The 23366-nt window shown below is 65.8% G+C and carries 15 protein-coding genes and 4 tRNA genes; 5 read left to right on the top strand and 14 right to left on the bottom strand.

Features of this window, described 5'->3' with window-relative positions; translation table 11 throughout:
* Window positions 1-15: 15 nt before the first annotated feature.
* From rpoB to VG566_RS02750, 14 genes are all read right to left on the bottom strand, one after another.
* Complete coding sequence (gene rpoB, locus VG566_RS02815) at window positions 16-4170, bottom strand: DNA-directed RNA polymerase subunit beta (protein WP_014036099.1); 4155 nt, start codon at window positions 4168-4170, stop codon at window positions 16-18.
* A 329-nt stretch (window positions 4171-4499) separates the two neighbouring features.
* Window positions 4500-4868, bottom strand: a complete 369-nt coding sequence (gene rplL, locus VG566_RS02810) for a 50S ribosomal protein L7/L12 (protein WP_014646047.1) — start codon at window positions 4866-4868, stop codon at window positions 4500-4502.
* A 63-nt stretch (window positions 4869-4931) separates the two neighbouring features.
* Window positions 4932-5468 carry a 50S ribosomal protein L10 gene (gene rplJ / locus VG566_RS02805; protein ID WP_010480377.1) on the bottom strand — a complete coding sequence of 179 codons (537 nt, stop codon included), beginning with the start codon at window positions 5466-5468 and terminating at the stop codon, window positions 4932-4934.
* A 386-nt stretch (window positions 5469-5854) separates the two neighbouring features.
* Window positions 5855-6553 (bottom strand): 50S ribosomal protein L1, encoded by a 699-nt coding sequence (rplA, locus tag VG566_RS02800; protein ID WP_014646045.1) that lies wholly within the window; start codon window positions 6551-6553, stop codon window positions 5855-5857.
* A gap of 4 nt (window positions 6554-6557) precedes the next feature.
* A complete protein-coding gene (rplK, locus tag VG566_RS02795) occupies window positions 6558-6986 on the bottom strand; it encodes a 50S ribosomal protein L11 (RefSeq protein WP_004145248.1) in 429 nt (142 codons plus the stop codon).
* Between the two features lie 258 nt (window positions 6987-7244).
* Window positions 7245-7805, bottom strand: coding sequence for a transcription termination/antitermination protein NusG (nusG, locus tag VG566_RS02790; protein WP_004154362.1), 561 nt, complete (start codon window positions 7803-7805; stop codon window positions 7245-7247).
* 10 nt (window positions 7806-7815) lie between these two features.
* Entirely contained in the window at window positions 7816-8229 is a 414-nt protein-coding gene (gene secE / locus VG566_RS02785) for a preprotein translocase subunit SecE (RefSeq protein ID WP_014646044.1), read from the bottom strand.
* Window positions 8230-8278: 49 nt separating this feature from the next.
* A tRNA-Trp gene (locus tag VG566_RS02780) sits at window positions 8279-8354 on the bottom strand.
* A 102-nt stretch (window positions 8355-8456) separates the two neighbouring features.
* Window positions 8457-9647 carry an elongation factor Tu gene (gene tuf / locus VG566_RS02775; RefSeq protein ID WP_014036096.1) on the bottom strand — a complete coding sequence of 397 codons (1191 nt, stop codon included), beginning with the start codon at window positions 9645-9647 and terminating at the stop codon, window positions 8457-8459.
* Window positions 9648-9688: 41 nt separating this feature from the next.
* A tRNA-Thr gene (locus VG566_RS02770) sits at window positions 9689-9764 on the bottom strand.
* A gap of 49 nt (window positions 9765-9813) precedes the next feature.
* A tRNA-Gly gene (locus VG566_RS02765) sits at window positions 9814-9887 on the bottom strand.
* A gap of 24 nt (window positions 9888-9911) precedes the next feature.
* Window positions 9912-9997: transfer RNA gene (locus VG566_RS02760), tRNA-Tyr, on the bottom strand.
* A gap of 137 nt (window positions 9998-10134) precedes the next feature.
* A complete protein-coding gene (locus VG566_RS02755; protein WP_100449372.1) occupies window positions 10135-11151 on the bottom strand; it encodes an isoaspartyl peptidase/L-asparaginase family protein in 1017 nt (338 codons plus the stop codon).
* Window positions 11152-11260: 109 nt separating this feature from the next.
* Window positions 11261-12280, bottom strand: coding sequence for a cyanophycinase (locus tag VG566_RS02750; RefSeq protein WP_241884053.1), 1020 nt, complete (start codon window positions 12278-12280; stop codon window positions 11261-11263).
* A gap of 169 nt (window positions 12281-12449) precedes the next feature.
* Between VG566_RS02750 and VG566_RS02745 the strand changes: the two genes are divergently transcribed.
* The 5 genes from VG566_RS02745 to VG566_RS02725 all read left to right on the top strand — a co-directional run bounded on the left by VG566_RS02745 (window position 12450) and on the right by VG566_RS02725 (window position 23333).
* On the top strand, window positions 12450-15188 hold the full coding sequence (locus VG566_RS02745; RefSeq protein WP_241884052.1) for a TonB-dependent receptor domain-containing protein: 2739 nt from the start codon (window positions 12450-12452) through the stop codon (window positions 15186-15188).
* Window positions 15189-15351: 163 nt separating this feature from the next.
* Window positions 15352-18123 carry a response regulator gene (locus tag VG566_RS02740; protein WP_241884051.1) on the top strand — a complete coding sequence of 924 codons (2772 nt, stop codon included), beginning with the start codon at window positions 15352-15354 and terminating at the stop codon, window positions 18121-18123.
* Window positions 18120-19340, top strand: a complete 1221-nt coding sequence (locus VG566_RS02735) for an EAL domain-containing response regulator (RefSeq protein WP_032956914.1) — start codon at window positions 18120-18122, stop codon at window positions 19338-19340. The genes VG566_RS02740 and VG566_RS02735 overlap by 4 nt, the downstream gene beginning before the upstream one ends.
* Window positions 19341-19467: 127 nt before the next feature.
* Window positions 19468-22695 (top strand): hybrid sensor histidine kinase/response regulator, encoded by a 3228-nt coding sequence (locus VG566_RS02730; protein WP_241884050.1) that lies wholly within the window; start codon window positions 19468-19470, stop codon window positions 22693-22695.
* Window positions 22692-23333, top strand: coding sequence for a response regulator (locus VG566_RS02725; protein WP_014036089.1), 642 nt, complete (start codon window positions 22692-22694; stop codon window positions 23331-23333). The genes VG566_RS02730 and VG566_RS02725 overlap by 4 nt, the downstream gene beginning before the upstream one ends.
* Window positions 23334-23366: the final 33 nt, after the last annotated feature.

Below are 23366 nucleotides of genomic sequence, written 5' to 3'. Positions count from 1 at the left end.
CCGCGCCGGCATGGATCAGTTGTCTTCCAGTTCCATGTTGATGGCCAGCGAGCGGATTTCCTTCACGAGCACGTTGAAGGATTCCGGCATGCCCGCGACCATCTCGTGCTCACCGTCGACAATGTTCTTGTACATCTGGTTGCGGCCCTGCACGTCATCGGACTTCACCGTCAGCATTTCCTGCAGGGTGTAGGCCGCGCCGTAGGCTTCCAGCGCCCAGACTTCCATTTCACCGAAGCGCTGGCCGCCGAACTGCGCCTTGCCGCCCAGCGGCTGCTGGGTGACGAGCGAGTACGGACCGGTCGAACGGGCGTGCATCTTGTCGTCGACCAGGTGGTTCAGCTTCAGGTAGTGCATGTAGCCAACGGTGGTGTGGCGATCGAAGGCTTCACCGGTGCGGCCGTCGTACAGCTGGGTCTGGCCGCTGCTCGGCAGGTCGGCCAGTTCCAGCATGCGCTTGATTTCCGCTTCGGTGGCGCCGTCGAACACCGGGGTAGCCATCGGCACGCCGTCGGTCAGGTTGCGGGCCAGGCGCAGCAGTTCCTCGTCGCTGAACTGCGACAGGTCGACACGGTTGGCCACGTTGGTGTCGTCGTGGTTGTAGATGTCGTCCAGGAACTTGCGCAGGTCGGCGACCGCCGCCTGGGCTTCCATCATCGCCTGGATCTTGCGACCCAGACCCTTGGCGGCCCAGCCCAGGTGCACTTCCAGGATCTGGCCGATGTTCATGCGCGACGGCACGCCCAGCGGGTTCAGCACGATGTCCACGGTTTCGCCCGAGGCCATGTACGGCATGTCCTCGACCGGCACCACGTTGGAGACCACACCCTTGTTGCCGTGGCGGCCAGCCATCTTGTCGCCCGGCTGGATGCGGCGCTTCACGGCCAGGAACACCTTGACCATCTTCAGAACGCCCGGAGCGAGGTCGTCACCGGCGGTGATCTTGCCGCGCTTGTCGGCGAAGCGACGCTCGAACTCCTTCTCGTGCGCCTGGATCTGCTTCTGCGCGCGCTCGATGGCTTCCGAAGCGTCCTCGTCCTTCATGCGCAGGGCGAACCAGTCAGCCTTCTTCAGGCCGTCCAGGAAGGCGTCGGTGATCACGTCACCCTTCTTCAGGCCAGCGCCACCGTTGACCACCTTGCCCACGATCTGCGAACGCAGACGCATGTAGATGGCGGCTTCCAGGATGCGGAACTGGTCGTCGAAGTCCTTCTTGACGCGCTTGATTTCAGACTCTTCGATCTGGCGGGCGCGCTTGTCCTTCTCGATGCCGTCGCGGGTGAAGACCTGCACGTCGATGACGGTGCCGTCCATGCCCGGCGGAACGCGCAGCGAGCTGTCCTTCACGTCCGAAGCCTTCTCGCCGAAGATCGCGCGCAGCAGCTTCTCTTCCGGGGTCAGCTGGCTTTCGCCCTTCGGGGTGACCTTGCCGACCAGGATGTCGCCGGCACGGACTTCCGCGCCGATGTACACCACGCCGCTCTCGTCCAGGCGGTTCAGCGCCTGCTCGGAGACGTTCGGGATGTCGGCGGAGATTTCCTCCGGCCCCAGCTTGGTGTCACGCGCGACGCAGGTCAGCTCTTCGATGTGGATCGTGGTGTAACGATCCTCTTCCACCACGCGCTCGGAGAGCAGGATGGAGTCTTCGAAGTTGTAGCCGTTCCACGGCATGAACGCGATCAGCATGTTCTGGCCCAGGGCCAGTTCGCCGATGTCGGTGGACGGACCGTCGGCCAGCACGTCGCCGCGGGCGATGACGTCACCGACCTGGACCAGCGGGCGCTGGTTGATGCAGGTGTTCTGGTTCGAACGGGTGTACTTGACCAGGTTGTAGATGTCCACGCCTGCGTCGGTGGCGCCAACGATCTCTTCCTCGTTGACCTTGACCACGATGCGGGCCGCGTCGATCTGCACGATCTCGCCACCACGACGGGCGTTCACGGTCACACCGGAGTCACGCGCCACGGCGCGCTCGATGCCGGTACCGACCAGCGGCTTCTGCGCACGCAGGGTCGGCACGGCCTGACGCTGCATGTTGGCGCCCATCAGTGCGCGGTTGGCGTCATCGTGCTCCAGGAACGGAACCAGCGCGGCCGCGATCGACACGGTCTGCATCGGCGAGACGTCCATGAAGTGGACTTCCGCCGGCGGCTTCAGCAGCGATTCGCCCTGGAAGCGGCACGGAACGAACTGCTCGGTCAGCACGCTGTCGGCATTGGTCAGGGCGTTGGCCTGCGCAATGACGTACTCGTTTTCTTCGATCGCCGACAGGAACTCGACTTCGTCATAGACCTTGCCGTCCACGACCTTGCGGTACGGGGTCTCGAGGAAACCGTACTGGTTGGTGCGGGCATACACGGCGAGCGAGTTGATCAGGCCGATGTTCGGGCCTTCCGGGGTTTCGATGGTGCAGACGCGGCCGTAATGGGTCGGGTGCACGTCGCGCACTTCGAAGCCGGCGCGCTCACGGGTCAGACCGCCCGGGCCCAGGGCCGAGACGCGACGCTTGTGAGTCACTTCCGACAGCGGGTTGTTCTGGTCCATGAACTGCGACAGCTGCGAGGAGCCGAAGAACTCCTTGATGGCAGCGGCGACCGGCTTGGCGTTGATCAGTTCCTGCGGGGTCAGGCCTTCCGACTCGGCCATCGACAGGCGCTCCTTGACCGCGCGCTCGACGCGGACCAGGCCGACGCGGAACACGTTCTCGGCCATTTCACCGACCGAACGCACGCGACGGTTGCCCAGGTGATCGATGTCATCGACCACGCCGCGACCGTTGCGGATCTCGGTCAGGACCTTGATCACGTCCAGGATGTCGGAGCTGTCGCCGTGGGCAGCGACCAGGCGCTTGGACTCTTCGTCGTTGCGCTCACCGAAGTACTTGCTGTCGTACAGCACGGCTTCGCCGGTGGTTTCCTTGCGGCCCACGCGACGGTTGAACTTCATGCGGCCGACCGCGGACAGGTCGTAGCGCTCGAAGGTGAAGAACAGGTTGTGGAACAGGTTCTGCGCGGCATCCTTGGTCGGCGGCTCGCCCGGACGCATCATGCGGTAGATCTCGACCAGGGCTTCCAGCTGGGTCTTGGTCGGATCGATGCGCAGGGTGTTGGACAGGTACGGGCCACGATCCAGGTCGTTCACCCACAGGGTGCCGACCGCATCGACGCCGGCCTTGCGGAAGGCCTGCAGCTGCTCGTCGGTGATCTCGTCGTTGGCCTGGGCCAGCAGTTCGCCGGTCGAGGCATCGACCACGTCGTGCGACAGGATGCGGCCGACGATGTAGTCGTCCGGCACGGCCAGGGCGGCGATGCCCGAGGCTTCCAGCTGCTTGATGTGGCGCGCGGTGATGCGCTTGCCGGCTTCCACGATGACCTTGTCGCCGTCGGCGAGGTCGAAGCCCAGGGTTTCGCCACGCAGGCGCTCCGGCACCAGCTCCAGCTGGACGCCTTCATCCGGGTTGATGTGGAAGGTGTTGATCTCGAAGAACTCGGCCAGCATCTCTTCGTTGCTGTAGCCGAGCGCGCGCAGCAGGATCGACACCGGCAGCTTGCGGCGACGGTCGATACGGGTGAACAGCGCGTCCTTCGGGTCGAACTCGAAGTCCAGCCAGGAGCCGCGGTAAGGAATGATGCGGGCGCTGTACAGCAGCTTGCCCGAGCTGTGGGTCTTGCCACGGTCGTGGTCGAAGAACACGCCCGGCGAGCGGTGCAGCTGCGAGACGATGACGCGCTCGGTGCCGTTGACGATGAAGGTGCCGTTCTCGGTCATCAGCGGGATTTCGCCCAGATAGACCTCCTGCTCCTTCACGTACTTGATGGCCTTGGTCGACGACTCACGGTCGTAGATCACCAGGCGCACGGTCACGCGCAGCGGGGCGCCGTAGCTCATGCCGCGCTGGCGGCACTCACGCTCGTCGAAGACCGGTTCGCCCAGCTTGTAGCCGACGTATTCCAGGGCAGCATTGCCGCTGTAGCTGGCGATCGGGAAGACCGACTTCAGCGCAGCGTGCAGGCCGTGGTCCGTGCGCTTGGCCGGATCGACGTTTTCCTGCAGGAATTCACGATAGGAATCCACCTGGATGGCGAGCAGGAACGGCACTTCGAGAATCGAGCGCTGCTTGCCGAAATCCTTGCGGATACGCTTTTTTTCGGTGAACGAATAGGACGTCATGAGGTCTTCCACCTTGTTGTGCGGATCGTGCGCCCACGATCCGAAGGGAACTTGAAATTGTCAGTTGGAAGTCGCTGGTATTGCCGGCACCAGCACGCCTTCTCCCGCTACTTCCAACTGCCAACTCGTCTGCTACCACTCCCCCGCTGCCGCGCCGTGCGCTGGCCTGCCGGGGTTTGACTGCAGCCCGTGTTGGGCTTTTTCCTGCTTTTGAAACAGTCGACTAACAGTCGACCCTACCGGTACCGCAACAACGACCAAAGGCCGGGGGCTTACGCCCCCAGCCTTGGCTGCATCGCCGTGAATCGGTGACGATGCAAGGTAACTGCTTACTTGACTTCGACAGTCGCGCCAGCAGCTTCCAGGTCCTTCTTCATCTTCTCGGCGTCTTCCTTCGAAGCGCCTTCCTTCAGGACGCCACCGGCTTCGGCCAGGTCCTTCGCTTCCTTCAGGCCCAGGCCGGTGATGGCGCGGACGGCCTTGATGACCTCGACCTTCTTCTCGCCGGCGGTCTTCAGGGTGACGGTGAACTCGGTCTGCTCTTCAACAGCAGCGGCCGGGCCAGCGGCAGCAGCCACGGCAACCGGAGCAGCGGCGGAGACGCCGAACTTCTCTTCGATGGCCTTGACCAGCTCCATCACTTCCATCAGGGACTTCTCGGCGATGGCGTCGACGATCTGTTCGTTGGTAAGGGACATGATTAATACCTTTGGATGATTTTCTGGGTTGAGGTTCCGTCAGGAACCACGGTAAGTCGAAACTCAGGCGGTCTCGGCGGCCGGCTCGGCAGCGTCGGCGGCGACATCGCCACCCCCCTGCTTCTCGCCAACGGCCTTGATGGCGCGGGCAAACATCGTGACCGGCTCGGTCAGGACGCGGGCCAGCATGGCCAGGGCCTGGTCGCGGGTCGGCAGCGAGGCCAGCACTTCGACGTGGCTTGCCGGGAACACTTCGCCACCGATGGCGACGACCTTAGCCTTCAGCTTGTCGTTGCCCTTGGCGGCTTCCTTGATCAGGCGACCGGCAGCGCCGGGCTCCTCGAGCGAGAACGCGTACAGCAGCGGACCAACCATCTGGTCCTGGGCGACTGCGAACTCGGTGCCTTCAACGGCGCGCGAAGCCAGGGTGTTCTTGACAACCTTCAAGAAAACACCGGTTTCACGAGCCTGCTTGCGCATCGCGGTCATCTGGGCGACCGTGGTGCCAGCGTATTCGGCTGCGATCAAGGAGTGGGCCTTGGCGGCGACGTCTGCCAGCTCGGCGACTACTTCTTGCTTCTGGGACAGATTGAGAGCCATTGCACTCCTCCTATTGAACTCCGCTTACGGCTCCTGCCGTGTGCGGTCCTGTGCGGCATCCGTCCTGGACGCCGGGAACATCGGGATGATGTTCCGGGGGTGGGCCGTTCTAGACCTGGAGTGGGCCAACCTGGGAAACCCAGACGTGCGTGAACCAGAAAAACTCCAGAAGGGCACCATCTACGCAGGGTGATTCCGGGGAATCGATTAAGCGCTCATGACTGCTCCGGCGGCGACTCCTTGCCAGATCGAGCTTCCGTGCCCGTCGCCGGTATTGCCACGACCGCGCCTGCGGTCTTTGACGGCTACCGCAGGCGATGCACTGCCAGCGATGCCTTCAAATGTCACGGTCACGGCACCGAAGGTACCGTGACCGCTTGAAACAATTACTTCAGGGTCAGCGACGACTGGTCGACGGTGACGCCCGGGCCCATCGTCGAGCTGACCGAAACCTTCTGCAGGTAGGTGCCCTTCGAGGTGGCCGGCTTGGCCTTGATCAGGTCCAGCAGCAGCGCGGTCAGGTTCGACTTCAGCGCGTCTTCGGCGAAGTCGGCCTTGCCGATGGTGCAGTGGATGATGCCGGCCTTGTCGGTGCGGTAACGGACCTGACCCGACTTGGCGTTCTTCACGGCTTCACCCGGGTTCGGGGAAACAGTGCCGACCTTCGGGTTCGGCATCAGGCCGCGCGGGCCCAGCACGGTGCCCAGCTTACCGACGACGCGCATGGCGTCCGGGGTCGCGATGACGACGTCATAGTTCAGATCACCGGCCTGCATCTTCTCGGCCAGATCGTCCATACCGACGGCTTCGGCGCCAGCGGCCAGGGCTTCATCAGCCTTGGCACCGGCCGGAGCGAACACGGCGACGCGGACCGACTTGCCGGTACCGGCCGGCAGCACGGTGGAGCCACGGACCTGCTGGTCGGACTTCTTCGCATCGACGCCCAGGCGCACGGCAACGTCGATCGACTCGACGAACTTGGCCTTGGTGGCGGTCTTCAGGATGTTGATCGCGTCCTCGAAGGCGTACGCCTTGCCCGGAACGACGGCGGCCTTGATGGCCTTCTCACGCTTGGTCTGTGCCATCTTATTAACCCTCCACCACGAGGCCCATGGAACGGGCAGAGCCAGCGATGGTACGCACGGCGGCGTCCAGGTCGGCGGCAGTCAGATCCGGTTCCTTCGCCTTGGCGATCTCTTCCAGCTGCTTACGGGTGACCTTGCCGACCTTCTCGGTGTTCGGGCGCTTGGAGCCCGACGAGATGCCAGCGGCCTTCTTCAGCAGGGTGGTAGCCGGGGTGCTCTTGGTGATGAAGGTGAACGTACGGTCCGAGTAGGCCGTAATGATCACCGGAACCGGCAGACCCGGCTCGAGCTTCTGCGTGGCAGCGTTGAACGCCTTGCAGAATTCCATGATGTTCAGACCACGCTGACCCAGCGCAGGACCGACCGGCGGCGAGGGGTTGGCCTGACCGGCCTTCACCTGCAGCTTGATGTAACCGACAACTTTCTTTGCCATGTGAGTGCTCTCCGGGTGCTAGCGCCTTTCGACAACAGGCTCCCCATCGGACCGGGAATCACGCGTCCCGGCATCGCGTTTTGAAATCATGCTGAAGGCCACCTAGCGGCGGCCTCGTTCTGCTGGCTTTCCCAGCAGGGAGCCGCGCACTATAACAGGTTTTTTCTTCACATGCCTGAAGCGGCAGGTAAACGAACGAAACCGGGCCAGGCCCGGTTTCTGGTCCGACGCCGAGCCATGCTCGACGCTACAGACAGGTCAGACGGCCTTTTCGACCTGGCCGAACTCGAGCTCGACCGGGGTCGCACGACCGAAGATCAGCACCGAGACGCGCAGACGGCTCTTCTCGTAGTTGACTTCTTCGACGACGCCATTGAAATCATTGAACGGACCGTCGGTGACGCGGACCATCTGGCCCGGCTCGAACAGCACCTTCGGACGCGGCTTCTCGACACCTTCCTGAACGCGGTTCAGGATGGCCTCGGCCTCGGAATCGGCGATCGGCAATGGACGATCGGCAGTACCGCCAATGAAGCCCATCACACGCGGGGTTTCCTTGACCAGGTGCCAGCTTTCGTTGTCGATGCGCGGAATACCGGCTTCTTCGTGGGTCTCGATCTGGACCAGCACGTAACCCGGGAAGAACTTGCGCTCGGAGCGGCGCTTCTGGCCAGCGCGCATCTCGACCACTTCTTCGGTCGGGACCAGGACGTCGCCGAAGCGCTCTTCCATGCCGTCACGGACGATGCGATCGCGCAGGGCCTGCGCCACCGACTTCTCGAAGCCCGAATAGGCGTGAACGACGTACCAACGCTTCATGCAATTCTCCTTAGCGGCTCAGGAACCACTGAGTCAGTTTCTGGATCAGGAAGTCGAAGCCACCCAGCAGCAGGCTGAGGATGAGCACCACGACGATCACGACCCAGGTCATGCGGATGGCTTCCTGGCGCGTCGGCCAGACCACCTTGCGCAGTTCGAAGCGCGACTCGGAGAGGAATTCGCGGGTGTCGCGCCCCTTGCCGGTCAGCATGAACACGCCGATACCGCCAACCAGACCGACCACGACCGCCAACGCACGCACCTGACCCGCCCACGCACCCAGCTGGGCGGCGCGACCGGAGTCGGCGGAGAACCAGAACCAGACGAACAGACCGGCCAGCACCAGCAACGATGCGGCGACATACTTGACGATATCTCCACCATTGGCGGAGTTGTCCTTGGAGTGTTCGATCTTGCTATTCATCCGGCTGTGTCTGCTTTAGCGGCGCAGGCCGCTGGGTAAGGTGGGCAGATGGCACGCCAGGAGGGACTCGAACCCCCAACCTGCGGTTTTGGAGACCGCTGCTCTGCCAATTGAGCTACTGGCGTACGTCGAAAACTTGCCTTCCCTTAGACGGCGAAGGCGGACCGAGGTTCCCGGCCCGCCATTCGCGTAACCGGCGGCGCTATGCAACCACCGGTACTGCAGGCTTACTCGATGATCTTCGAGACCACGCCGGCGCCGACGGTACGGCCGCCTTCGCGGATGGCGAAGCGCAGGCCTTCGTCCATTGCCACCGGGTTGATCAGGGTGACGACCATCTTGACGTTGTCACCCGGCATCACCATTTCGACGCCTTCCGGCAGAGCAGCTGCGCCGGTGATGTCGGTGGTGCGGAAGTAGAACTGCGGACGGTAGCCGTTGAAGAACGGGGTGTGGCGGCCGCCTTCGTCCTTCGACAGGACGTACACTTCGCCTTCGAACTTGGTGTGCGGCTTGATCGTGCCCGGCTTGGCCAGCACCTGGCCACGCTCGACGTCGTCACGCTTGGTGCCGCGCAGCAGCAGGCCAGCGTTGTCGCCTGCCTGACCCTGGTCCAGCAGCTTGCGGAACATTTCAACGCCGGTCACGGTGGTCTTCTGCACCGGACGGATGCCGACGATTTCGATTTCGTCGCCAACCTTGATCACGCCGCGCTCGATACGACCGGTCACCACGGTGCCGCGGCCCGAGATCGAGAACACGTCTTCCACCGGCATCAGGAACGGCTTGTCGATCGCACGCTCCGGCTCCGGAATCCAGCTGTCCAGCGCGTCGACCAGCTTCAGGATGGCCGGCACACCGATGTCGCTCTGGTCGCCTTCCAGCGCCAGGCGGGCCGAACCGGCGATGATCGGGGTGTCGTCGCCCGGGAACTCGTACTTGCTCAGCAGTTCGCGCACTTCCATCTCGACCAACTCGAGCAGCTCGGCGTCGTCGACCATGTCGGCCTTGTTCAGGAACACGACGATGTACGGCACGCCGACCTGGCGCGACAGCAGGATGTGCTCACGGGTCTGCGGCATCGGGCCGTCAGCGGCCGAGCACACCAGGATCGCGCCGTCCATCTGGGCGGCACCGGTGATCATGTTCTTGACGTAGTCAGCGTGGCCCGGGCAGTCAACGTGGGCGTAGTGACGGATCGGGGATTCGTATTCGACGTGCGCGGTCGAGATCGTGATACCACGAGCCTTTTCTTCCGGCGCGGCGTCGATCGAGGAGTAGTCCTTGAACTCGCCACCGAAGCGCTCGGCACCGATCTTGGTCAGTGCGGCGGTCAGCGTGGTCTTGCCGTGGTCGACGTGACCGATGGTGCCGACATTGACGTGCGGCTTGGTGCGCTCGAACTTACCCTTGGCCATGGCTGCTTATCTCGAATTCGTCTGAGAGGTGATGCTTAAGATGGTGCTCACGAAAGGAATCGAACCTTCGACCTCTTCCTTACCAAGGAAGTGCTCTACCGACTGAGCTACGTGAGCCGAGTTTTGCATTATGACATGAACTCGATAAGATTCAAAGTTCATTCAATGGAGCGGGAGACGGGAATCGAACCCGCACCATCAGCTTGGAAGGCTGAGGTTCTACCATTGAACTACTCCCGCGCTGGGAATGTCACAACGTGAAACTGGTGGAGGGAGGTGGATTCGAACCACCGAAGGCGTAAGCCAGCAGATTTACAGTCTGCCCCCGTTGGCCGCTTGGGTATCCCTCCTTACCACCCCATTCCGTTGCCGCCGAAGCGTTGCGGTGTGTGGTGGTGAGCCGCTTATTCTGCTGATGGGACGGGGGGCTGTCAACGCTTTTTTCCATCTTTTTCACACGTTGTCGCAAACCCATTGATACGCAAGGTTATTGACCGGGGACCGGCAGGGTCTCGCTGGCGAAAATTGCGACATGGGGGACTCCGTCGGCGCCGATCCAGCCCCGATACATGCCCTGGGTGTTGAACGGCGTGGCCATTCTGCCGTCCGCGGCAAGCACGATCGCTCCACCGTCGCCGCCCATCTGCGGAATCGTCTCGTTGATCACGCCCTTGCCGGCCTGCTCCGGGCTCTGCCCCTGGTAGCGCATGCGCGCACAGATCTCGTGCGCGGCCGCGGTGCGGATGTAGTACTCGCCCCAGCCGGTGCCCGACACCGCACAGCGCGCATCGGCCCAGGTGCCGGCGCCGATGATCGGCGAGTCACCCACCCGGCCATAGCGCTTGTTGGTCATGCCGCCCGTGGAGGTGCCGGCGGCCAGCTGCCCCTGCGCATCCAGCGCGACCGCACCGACGGTACCGAAGTGCTTTGCGGTCTCCAGGTCGGCATGGGCCTGGCCATTGACCTCTTCCTTAAGCGCGCGCTGCAGCTGCTGCCAACGCTTCTCCGTGCGGAAGTAGGAGGGATCAACCAGAGCAATGCCCTGCTCCACCGCGAAGGCTTCGGCACCCTGCCCTACCATCATCACGTGCCTGGACTTCTGCATCACGGTCTGCGCCAGCAGGATCGGGTTACGCACCCGCTGCACGCCGGCCACCGCACCTGCTGCCTGGGTGGCACCGTCCATCACCGCCGCATCCAGCTCGTTGTGGCCGTCATGGGTGAACACTGCGCCCTTGCCAGCGTTGAAGGTCGGATCGTCCTCCAGCACGGTGATTGCCGCAGTGACCGCTGCAAGCGCCGGACGACCGGCCGCCAGTTCGGCATGGCCTTTCAGCAGTGCGGCGCGCAACGCATCGCGCGCAGCCTTCTCTTCGGCCGGCGACAGGTCCTTGCGTTCGACGCCGGCGCCGCCATGGATGACCAGCAATGGCGACGCAGCCGGGGCGGCCTGGGCGATCAATGGAAAGGACAGCAGCGCGGACAGCGCCAAGCGCAGTTTCATCAGGTACGTCTCCAGCAGGACAAGGGAATGGATTGCAGGGTAGCGCCGGCCGCTGGCCGCAAGGGGCGCATCAGCTCAGGGAAAGTGAGTTGCCGGCCAGCGGCCGGCGCTACCGAAGCGTGAACTCGATCTCGCCGTCGCTGATGTCGGCCACGGCCTGGTAGTCGGCCTCGGCCTGGAAATCGTCCAGGCGCATGCGGCTGCCACTGGCGACCACGGTCACCGGAACGGCATGGAAGCGCAATGGTTCGCCCTCGACCAGGCGATCGGCATCACGACCGGGGCTGACCACCCAGACCTTGCCCTCGCCATCAGCGCTGTAGACCTGGGCCTGGCCATCGGGCTCCACGCACAGGGCGGTGTCCTCATCAACGCCGATGCCGACGATGTCAGGGTCGCCGCTGTCCTGCGCGGCGCGTGCCACGAACACGATGAGGCGGCCAAGGCGGTCACGCTTGTCGAAATGGGTGTCGGTGACCACGCGCTGCAGGTAGGGCATCTGCAGGAAGCCACTGTCCATGGTGACTGCGCTGCCCATCGGATCGGCCAGCGCACCGGCCGAGCTGATGCTGCCGCCATCCATGGCGCCATAGGCATAGCCGCCGAGGATGGCCAGGCCAGCGCTGGTACCGGCAATCGGCTTGCCGGCGCGTACATGGGCGTTGAGCGCGCGGTTGAGTGCGGTGCCCTTCCAGAAGCGGATGTAGCGCGACTGGTCGCCGCCGGCAATGAAGATGGCATCGGCCGCAGCGACCACGCGCAGCACGGCTGGATCATCGGCACCGCGGCGGCTGTCGAAGACCAGCGTCTGTACCGCGGTGGTGCCGCCGATCTGGCGGTACAGGCGGTCCTGCAGTTCATTGCCACCGGAGGCACGCAGGATCAGTACACGGCCATTGCCTGCCTGCTTCAACCACCACTGGAAGGCATCCGGCACCCACTCGCCACCGCCCATCAGCATCATCGCGGATGCACGCGGCCCGGGACGTGGGGCCTCAAGGTCGCCGACCTCGTAATAGGAAAAGCCCGGGCCCTGCAGATCCTGCGCGGGCGCGGCCGACGGCCAGGCCAGCATGAGCAGCGCCAGCCAGGCAACAGGGGTACGCAGGGTCCGGTGAACGCGTCGCATCTTGATCTCCCTGAACAAAATCGACTTGCAAGCGTTTTCACTCTTTGCCAGATAGGGACCCAGTAGTCAAGGACATAAAAAAGGCGTTAAATGCGCGCGCCCATTCCGGAAATCTGAATGGGGGACAGGCCCCTCCTCTGCGGGCCGGCTTCATTTCCGAGAATTCCTCATGCGTAGAAAGGCGATGGCGTGGTCGATCCAGCTAGCGTTGATGGGTGTGGCTGCTTCCGCGGCCGCCCAGGCTCCGACGTCCTCTCCGGTACAACAACTGGACGCGGTGCAGGTCACCGGTTCGCGCATTCCGCGCGCCCAGGTGGAAGGCCCCGCCCCGATCACGGTGATCAACGCCGAACAGATCCGCTCCAGTGGCTTCACCAGCGTGCCGGACGTGCTGCGTGCGATGACCCAGAACGGCGGTGAGACGCAGAGCCAGCAGTCTTCCAGCGGCGCCGACTTCTCGCCGGGTGCCCAGCAGGTGGACCTGCGCGGCCTGGGCCCTAACCACACGCTGGTGCTGGTCAATGGCCGCCGTATCGCCGACTTCCCGATGCCGTTCAAGGGCCGCAGCAACTTCACCGATGTCTCCAACATTCCGCTGGGGATGATCGAGCGCATTGAAGTACTGACCGGCAGCGCCTCGGCCATCTATGGATCGGACGCGATCGCCGGCGTGGTCAACTTCATCCTGAAGAAGAAGGCCGACGGCACCACGATCGACATGCGCATGGGCACCACCACTGAAGGCGGTGGCGAGTCGTTCGACATGAGCATCGCCAGCGGTTTCAGCCGTGGCAACTTCAACGCGGTGTACAGCGTGGAACTGCAGGCGCAGACGCCGCTGTGGGCCTATGAGCGCGACATCCAGGACTCGACCCAGGACGGCCCCACCGAGGGTTCGCGCATCGCGCGCCGTGCGTACCTGCGCACCGACTACAACGATGACTATCTGGACCCCGGCGCCGCCACCTGCGAAGCGCTGTCCGGCCAGAACCAGGGCAGCACCTACCGCGCCTACCGCCCGAAGTACGGCTACTACTGTGGCAGCGACAGCTCGATCGGCTACGGCACCATCCTCAGCAAGCGCCGCGGTGCCAACGGCTACGCGTCGTTGAGCCATGACTTCGACAATGGCCAGCAGTGGTTCGCCGACGTGCAGCTGGGCTACCACACGATGTCGCTGATGCGCGACGTCACCAAGTGGGGCCGCATGGACGCCAACGGCGATGAGTCGGGCTACTTCAACAACGAAGCCACCGGCGAGATCGAGTTCTGGCAGCGCCAGTTCTCGCCCGAGGAAATGGGTGGCCTGCGCAATGCCATGGTGCGCAGCACGCAGAAGACCTTCAGCGTGACCACCGGCTTCAAGGGCAACCTGGCCGGCAACTGGGACTACGAAGCGGCATTGAGCCATTCGCAGTACCAGTCGCGGATCAGCTGGGCGCAGATCATCGCCGCCAAGGCCAATGACCTGTTCCTCGGCCCGCAGCTGGGCGTGGATGACGACGGTTTCCCGATCTACAACGCCGACCCGTCACGCCTGTACCGGCCGCTGACCCGCGCCGAGTACGATTCGATCGCCGCGCGTACCACCTACACGCCGAAGTCGCGCACGGAGACGGCGGCATTCACTCTGACCAATTCCGCGCTGTTCGGCCTGCCCGGCGGTGACGCCGGTTTCGCCGCGACCGTGGAAGTGGGCCAGCAGGCGTACTCGCTCAATCCTGATCCGCTGGCGACCCAGTACTACTATTACAGCTGGAAGGATTCGGACGGCCAAGGTTCGCGCAACCGCTGGGCTACGGCGGCCGAGCTGCGCATGCCGCTGCACGAAACGGTCAACCTGAGCGTGGCCGGCCGCTACGACCAGTACCGCTATTCCGGCCACACCATCGGCAAGGCGACCTGGAGCGGTGGCCTGGAATGGCGCCCGATCGACACGCTGCTGGTGCGCGGTTCGTATGGCACCGCGTTCCGTGCGCCGGACCTGCACTATGTATTCGCCGGCCCGGGCAACGATGAGACCACCGCCGAAGACCTGTACAGCTGCCGCGCCGACGGCGCCACCGACTGCGCCGACTACGAGCGCAACCTGATCCGCAGCCGCACCGGCAACCGCCAGCTCGACCCGGAAACCAGCACCTCGTGGAGTGCCGGCTTCGTCTGGTCGCCGGCCGTCGGCCTGGACCTGTCGGTGGACTGGTTCGACATCGACATGCGCGACCAGGTGCAGGACATGGACGTGCGCACGATCCTGGCCAACGAAGCGAACTGCCGCCTGGGCAGCGCCGACATCACCGCGCCGACCTGCGTGGATGCACTCGCCCGCATCACCCGCAGCAACGACGGGCGCCTGTATGGCGTGCGCGTGGCGCCGATCAACGTCGCCCGCGAATCCACCTCCGGCATCGACGTCGGCCTGCGCTACCGCCTGCAGACGGGCATCGGCGACTTCATCTTCAACGGCACCCACACCTGGGTGAAGAAGCATGACTTCCAGCGCTACCCGGGCGACCGCACCGAAGACCAGTTCGCAGTGAACAGCGGCTTCGACATCCCACGCACCAAGACCAGCCTGAGCGTGACCTGGGAAAAGGATGCGTGGTCGGCAACGGTGTACGGTTCGCGCCTGGGCAAGCTGCCGACCTCGGACAGCTACGACCAGGTGTTCGACTGGGACAGCGGCGACAGCCCGTACGTGAAGGCGACCTATCGCTACAACGCCTCGCTGCAGTACCGCTTCGACGACCACTCGCGCCTGTCGCTGTCGGTGGTCAATGTGTTCAACAAGATGCCGCCGAAGGACCGTACCTACACTGCATACCCGTACTACGACGTGTCCTGGTTCGACAGCGTGGGGCGCACGATCAACCTGCAGTACACCCACAAGTTCGGTGGCAGCGCGCTGTAAGCGCCCGGCCAGCGCAGATACAGGAGACCCCCGCTTCGGCGGGGGTTCTTTTTTTCCGCCGCCTGAACGGTACCCGCGCGCAGGCTCCGGCCCGACCGGCCAGCCGGGGATTTTAGGAAACAGCTGATTCCGCGCCGCGCGCGCCGCTCCCTAGCATCGTTGCATGTTCCGCTTCCCCCGCCCTTCGCTGCAGCAGGCCGTGCCATCGACCACCGCGTCGGTGCTGCTGCGCTGCCTGACCGTGTGCGTCTTCGTCTGCCTGGCCGCCGCGGCCGGCTTCTACCTGCTCACGGCATTCACCGAGAACATCTCGACCCATCGCCGCGAGATGAATGCAGCGGCCTACAGGGCCCAGATCTATTTCGACCAGCGCGAAGCCCTGCTGCGCTATCTGGGCGATTCGGTAGTGAGGGGCAACCCGGATGCACCTGCGGCGGACAGCGAAGGCATGCGCCAGGTGCCGCTGGATGGTGCTGGCGGCCAACCGGGCCAGCGGCTGCTGTTGTCAGCGCGCGCCGAACACACGCTGCAGGCACTGCAGACGCATCTGCTGCTGGTCGATGCGCACGGCACGCACTGGCTGGCCGGCGGCGAGGTCGACGTGGACCTGGCGCACCTGCCATCGCTGCGTGCGCTGCAGGCACGCAGCGGCAGCCTGGAGGCGGCCGACCCGGTGCACTGGCTGCGCCCGGGTGACAGTGGCGTTGCATTGGCGCAGCCGGTACAGGCCGGCCCGCATCCGACGCAGTGGCTGGTGCTGCTGCTCGATGGCGCGGCGGCGGCGAGCATGATCGACGGCCAGGGCATCGGCGGCTATGCGCTGCTCGACCGTGCGGGGCAGCCGGCATTGTCCAGCCAGACCCCGCGTCTGGATGGTGCGGGCTGGAAGACCCTGCGGGAACGCCAGGACGACAGCTTCGGCACGCTGTGGAGTGGCGGGCTTCCGCGCGGTGTAGCGCTGGTGAAAAGTGTCGGCAACGACGGCTGGCGGTTGGTCTACCACCTGCCGTCGCAACTCCTGCTGGGTGACCTGGCGGTGCCGCTGCTGGTCTGCGCGCTGTTGCTGCTGCTGGCCGGCGTCGCGCTGCGCCTGCTGCGGCATCGCGTGGACCTCCAGCTGATCCAGCCGGCCCTGCAGCAACAGCGCAGGCTGCTGGAGAACCTGGATTTCAGTTCGACGGTGATCGACATGGCGCCGGTCGGCATCTGCGTCCTGCGCCGCAGCGACCGCGCGCTGCTGCTCTCCAACCAGCTGCTACGCGACTGGCTTGGCGAAGAAGGCGAACACAGCGACTGGCAGGCGCCATGGCGCGGACATGCCGGCGAGCGCGGGCGTGGACTGGAATTCACCACCCGCGACGGTCGTCAGCTGCAGGTGCTGCACGCGGCCTGCCGCTACCAGGGCGACGACGTGCTGCTGTGCGTGTTCCATGACATTTCCCGGCACCGCCAGGCACAGGCCGCGCTGTCGTCGGCACGCCAGGCCGCCGATGCGGCCAACCAGGCCAAGAGCGCGTTCCTGGCCACCATGAGCCATGAAATCCGTACTCCGCTCTACGGCGTGCTGGGCACGCTGGAGCTGCTCGGGCACACCTCGCTGGACGCCCGGCAGTCGCAGTACCTGCGCACCATCGAGAGTTCCTCATCGGTCCTGCTGCAGTTGATCAGCGATGTGCTGGATGTTTCCAAGATCGAATCCGGGCAGCTCAGCCTGGAGCCGGCGCCGTTCTCGCCGCGCGAGCTGACCGAGAGCGTGCTGCGCAGCTTCGCCGCATCGGCCACCTGCAAGGGCCTGCAGATCCTGGTCTGCACCGACCCGCGCCTGCCCACGCGCGTGCTGGGTGATGCCGACCGCATCCGCCAGGTGCTGGGCAACCTGCTCAGCAACGCGATCAAGTTCACCGAGCATGGCCGGGTGGTACTGCGCGTGCGCCAGGTACAGCGCGAAGGTGAATCGAGCGTGCTGGCCTGGCAGGTCACCGATACCGGCGTGGGCATCGCCGCGGAGGAACAGGCGCGGTTGTTCGAACCGTTCCGCCAGGTCCGCGGCGCGGCCAGTGCACAGGGCACCGGGCTGGGCCTGTCCATCAGCGACCGCCTGGTGCGCCTGATGAGCGGCGAGCTGCAGGTGGTGAGCGAGCCCGGCCTGGGCAGCAGCTTCAGCGTGCGCCTGCCCTTGCCGGTGCTGGCCGCCGCCGAGGATGGCCCGACCCTGCTGCCGGAGCCGCCGATCCTGGTGCGCGGCCGTGATCGCGAACTGGTCGACAGTGCCTGCGGCTGGCTGCGTCGCTGGGGTGCCAACGCACAGCCCCTGCAGGGCGACCCTGCACTGCTGGACCATGACGGCGCGATCCTGATGGACGGCGAGGCCGGGATGCCGCTGGCCTGGGCAGGCCCTCGCGTGGTGGCATCGATCGACGGCGGCGACCAGCCCACCGTTGCCGCCGATGGCAGCCTGGTGGTGACCCTGCATGGGATGACCGCGATCGGCAATGCACTGGCCAACGTGCAGCAGCAACGTGCGGCGCTGCCGGAAACATCGCGCGCGGCAACGCCGATGCCGCTGGGCCTGCACGTGCTGGCCGTCGAAGACAACCCGATCAACCGGGTGATCCTGGCCGAGCAGCTGCGCACCCTCGGCTGCGACGTGGAGCTGGCACAGGACGGCGTGGAAGCCCTGCAGCGATGCCGAGAGCAGTCTTTCGATCTGGTGGTGACCGACATCAACATGCCGCGCATGGACGGCCACGCGTTGGCCCGGCAGCTGCGCGAGGACGGCAACCCGGTGCCGGTGATCGGCGCCACCGCCAATGCCACTGCCGAGGAGCGCGAGCGCTGCCTGGCCAGTGGCATGCAGGGCTACCTGAGCAAACCCATCGACATCGCACGCCTGCGCAAGGCGCTCACCTCACTGCGCCAAGGAGACCCCGCATGACCCAGCGTGTCCTGATCCTGGAAGACCAGCCCTTCCAGCGTGGTTTCCTGGCCAACCTGTTCGGCAGCCACGCAGGCGTGCAGGTCGACGCCTGCGAAGACGTGGATGCGGCCATCGCGCTGTGTGCGTGCCAGCCCTACGACCTGGTGGTCAGCGACCTGCTGATGCCCGGGCAGGACGGCATCCAGTTCATCCAGGCGCTGGCGGCACAGCCGCGCCCGCCACGCCTCGCGGTGGTCAGCGCGGCCCCGCGGCGGATGATGACCTCGGCACGGCTGATGGCCGAATCGCTGGGGCTGGATGTGGTCGGCCTGCTGCCCAAGCCGGTGGCGGCCGCCGATGTGGACGCCCTGTTCGAGGCCTTGGCGCAGGCGCGTCCGGCCGCCGGCGAGGCCCCTACGCGCGCGGCGGCTGCGCCCGAACCGGATGCATCGCAGCTGCGCCAGGCCATGGCCGATGGCAGCCTGACGGCCTGGTTCCAACCGAAGAAGTCACTGCAGTCAGGACGCGTGGTGGCGGCCGAAGCACTGGTGCGCTGGCGACATCCGCAGCTGGGCACGCTGGCCGCTGGCAGCTTCCTGCCGGCAATCTGCCGCTACGGGCTGGAGGGCGATCTGCTGCGGATGATGCTCAAGGCCAGCATCAGCGCGCAGGCACGCTGGCGCAAGCAAGGGTTCCGGGTACCGGTATCGATCAACCTGCCCCCTCACCTGCTGGAGCAGTCGGACCTGCCCGACGAACTGCTGGCACTGACCCTGGCCAACGGCGGTACGCCCGGTGAATTGTGCTTCGAACTGATGGAAAACAGCACCACGCGGCACGTCAGCGACTTCTATGCCGGCGCCTGCCGCCTGCGCATGAAGGGCTTCGGCCTGGCCCAGGACGATTTCGGGCAGGGCCTGAGCTCGGTCCACAACCTGGTCAATACCCCTTTCACCGAGGTCAAGATCGACCGCGCGCTGGTCAGCGGATGCGCGCGCGACCCGGCCTTGCACCTGACCCTGTCGACGGTGATCGCGCTGGCCAACCAGCTGGGCCTGACCATCGTGGCAGAGGGCGTGGAAAGCGATGCCGACCTGGCTGCCCTGCGCCAGCTGGGGTGCAGCCAAGTGCAGGGCTTCCTGATCTCGCAGGCGCTGCCGTCGGACGAGTTCACCCGCCTGCTGGACGAAGAAGCGCCGCAGTTGGACGAGTCGCCGCGAGCCGCCCTGCGCTGACACGGATTCCACGTCCGCTTCACGAAATCATCAAGTGGCATTGACGATCCTGTCTGTGCAGCGGTGGCGGATGTCCCTCCGTTGCTGCCCATGGTGCCGCTGACCGCTCCCTGCCCTGAGACCTGCCATGCCGGCCGAGGCCGCTCCTGTACGCCGACTCGCTCGCCGCTCACTGCGCGTCCACGCCCTGCTGATCGGCGTTGTGGTGCTGGCCACGCTGCAGGCCGGACTGCTGCTGTCGGCCGGCTCGCAGCTGTTCAACGAAGAGCGCAGCAAGATCGAGTACCACTTCCGCCGCCTGGACGGCACGCTGCGCGAGCAGGAGCGCTTCCTGCGCCAGTGGCGGCTGCATGATGTCGGCACGCATGGGCAGCCGGTGGCCGATGCCAGCGTGGAGCTGCAACGCGGGCCCTTGTTCGCCAACTTTGCGGTGATCGGAAGCGAGGGGGCCAGTCTTTCGCCACCGACTGAACTGGGCGACCGTTTCCTGCGCTTCTACGGCACGTTCTGGTCGGCCTCGCGCTATCCACCGCCGCAATGCCTGCTGGTCGATGGCCAAGGCACGCGCGGGCTGCTGGCACCGGTACAGATCGCCGGTACCGACGCGAGCCAGAACAGCCCGCATCACCTGCGCCCGGCGATCGCCGACATCCACCGGGTGCTGGGTACGCGACCGGCGGTGCAACGTGGTGGCATCGTCTGGGTGGGCGTGCCATGGCGCGACCGGCAGACCTGGCTGCTGGCCATCGCCCACGCCCCGCAGGATGCGCGCCTGTGGGGTGAGGACGACAAGGACTCGCAGGCCGCACTGGCCTGCCTGCTCGATCCTGGCCGTGTCGATGACTATCGCCAGGTGCTGGGTGTCCCGGTGTTCCAGCGGCTGTCGCTGTTCGATGCCAACGGCCAGCGCCTGCTGGGCGATGCAGCCGATGCCAGCGAGGCTGGCACCTCCTGGCAGGCCGGCCTCGCTGGCCTGCAGTTCCGCATGCGCAGCGAGCGCGGCTGGCTGGCGGTCTACCACGTCGGCTGGCGGCAGGTGTTCCAGCACCCGCAGGGGCCATTGCTGGGCGCGACCGTGGTCGCCCTGCTGCTGGCACTGGGCGGCACGCTGGTGCTGCGCGCGTACCGGCGTTCGGTCATCGAGCCGCTGCGCAGCAACCACGCGCGCCTGCTGGAAAGCGAAGCCTTCAGTCGCACGATCCTGGACAACGCGCCGATCGGGCTGTGCCTGCTGCGTCGTACCGATGGCAATGTGCTGCTGGACAACGCCCTCGCCCGCCGCTGGCTGGGCGAGGACTATCATGCCGGCGGCTGGCATGGCCCGTGGCGGCGCAGCGTACTGGCTGCCGGCGGCACCACGCTGGGCGATGGCCTGGCCTACGCCACGCCCGAAGGCCGCCACCTGCTGGTAACGGCGACACCGGCGCGCTATCGCGGTGAGCCGGCGGTGCTGTGCCTGTTCATTGACCTGAGCAGCCAGCATGAAGCCGAACAGGTGCTGCAGCAGGCGCGCCGCGCCGCCGACCAGGCCAACCGCGCGAAGAGCCAGTTCCTGGCCACGATGAGCCATGAGATCCGCACGCCGCTGTACGGTGTGCTCGGCACGCTTGAACTGCTGGGGCTGACGCCACTGGATGCACGGCAACAGGACTACCTTGCAACGATCCAGCGTTCGTCCTCGACCCTGATGCAGCTGATCAGCGACATCCTGGATGTCAGCAAGGCCGAGGCCGGGCAACTGAGCCTGGAGCCAAGCCCATTCGATCCAGTGCGGCTGACCGAGGACGCGCTCGACTCGTATGCTGCCGCGGCCGCCAACAAGGGGCTGCAGTTCTACGCCTGCATCGATGCCGACGTACCGCCCGGGGTGTGCGGTGATGCCGCGCGGATCCGACAGGTGCTCAACAACCTGATCAGCAACGCACTGAAGTTCACCGACAGCGGGCGCGTGGTGGTCCGTGTTTCGGCACGCTGGCAGGAGCAACGCTGCTGGCTGCAATGGCAGGTGGCCGATACCGGTATCGGCATTGCCAGCGAACACCAGGCGCATCTGTTCGAGCCATTTTTCCAGGCCAACCCGGGCACCGATGCGATGCGCGGCACCGGCCTGGGGCTGGCCATCTGCGCGCATCTTGTGGCGTTGATGGAAGGCCAGCTGCGCGTGGTCAGCGAGAGCGGCCTGGGCAGCAGCTTCAGCGTCGAACTGCCGCTGCCCTCGGCTCCACCGGATCCACAGCAGGCCCCGCCGCCGCAACTACCCGCCGGCCTGCAGGTACAGGTGCGGGGCAGCGTGCGCGAACTGGTGCAATCGCTGTGCGAGCGCCTGCAGCAGCGCGGTGCACAGGCCAGCGTGTACCGGGAGGACAGCGCAGCAGGCCTGCCATCGTCCGCCGTGCTGCTCGAGCTGGTCCTGGACGACCCTCTGCCCGCATGGGCGGGTGGACCGCGCGTGATCGCCTGCCGCGAAGGCGGGGTGCGGCCACGGCAGGTCGATGGCGCCTGGCAGGTCGGCCTGCATCGATTCGACGCGATCGTGCTGGCCCTGGCCGCGGCCAGCGGCCAACCGCTGGCGGCCAGCGCCGGAGGGCGCCTGCCGGCGACGCGCCATTTCGGCCTGCAGGTGCTGGTCGCCGAGGACAACCCGATCAACCAGGCGATCCTGCGCGACCAGCTGGAACAGCTCGGCTGCCGCGCCGTGGTCGCCAGCGATGGCAATGAAGCGCTGGGCTACTGGCAACAAGGGGCGTTCGCGCTGGTGCTGACCGACCTGAACATGCCCGGGCTGGATGGCTACGGCCTGGCCCGTGCCTTGCGGGCACGGGGTGTCAGCGTGCCCATCCACGGCGCCACGGCCAATGCCGACCCGGCCGAACGCCAACGCTGCCAGGAATCGGGCATGCAGGGCGTGCTGGTCAAGCCGATCACGCTGGAAGCCCTGCAGCGCCTGCTGACCCGGATCACCGACGGTGATGCACCGGCCGTCGCGATGCAGGAGCGCCCTGCGTCCACTGCGTCGCACGACAAGGATCCCCCGCTGCAGGTTCCCGCGAAGATGCAGTCGCTGTTCGTACAGACCATGCAGGCCGACCTGGACAGCCTGCGCCAGGCGATCGCCGCTGCCGATCCCGCCAGGGTGGCGCAGGTTCTGCACCGCATCCGCGGCGCGCTGGTGATCGTCGGTGCACCTGCGCTGGTCGACAGCGGCCTGCAGATCGAACAGTGCCTTGCCGGCGGCGATGACCTGGCCACCCAGGCGGCCGCTCTTGCCGGGTTCCAGCGACGCCTCGAGCAGCTGCTGCATCCGTTGCGCGACGCTGCATCCCCCTCCCTTCCCGACGACCCGACCCTGCCATGACCACACGGATCCTCATCGCCGACGACCACCCGATCGTGCTTGCCGGCATCCGCGACGTACTGGCCGGGGAACTGGACCTGGACATCGTGGGCGAAGCGGCCGATCCGGCGACGCTGATCGAGCTGATGACCCGGACCCGGCCACAGGCGGTGATCACCGACTACAGCATGCCGGGAGGCGATCGCTTCGGGGACGGCATCAAGCTGATCTCGTTCCTGCGCCGCAGCTTCCCGGAGACGCGCCTGCTGGTGCTGACGATGGTGTCCAATCCGTCGTTGGTCGCGGCGATGTATGCCGCCGGCGCCGGTGGCGTGGTGCTCAAGAGCCATGGATTGGGCAGCCTGGTACAGGCCCTGCGCGTGGTGCTGGCCGATCGCGTCTACCGCCCCCCGGGACTGCTGCCGGTAGCCGCGAGCGAACCGGCCGATGCGGATGCGGTCCGTGCGCGGCTGTCGCCGCGCGAGCTGGAGGTGATCCGCCTGTTCACCAGTGGCATGAGCGTGGGCGACATCGCACGCCAGCTGCAGCGCAGCGCCAAGACGGTCAGCACGCAGAAGATCAGCGCGATGCGCAAGCTCGGTGTGGACAGCGACCAGGCGCTGATCGAGTACTGCTTGCAGGCCTCGCTGTTCGGCTGAGGCCACTCCCGGCTGAATCCCGCCGGCCCTGCG

The organism is Stenotrophomonas sp. CASM114 (genome assembly GCF_049384325.1).
Classification (GTDB): Bacteria; Pseudomonadota; Gammaproteobacteria; order Xanthomonadales; family Xanthomonadaceae; genus Stenotrophomonas; species Stenotrophomonas muris.
The sequence above is the reverse complement of the archived record's forward strand: the minus strand, read 5'-3'. Positions and strand labels throughout refer to the sequence as shown.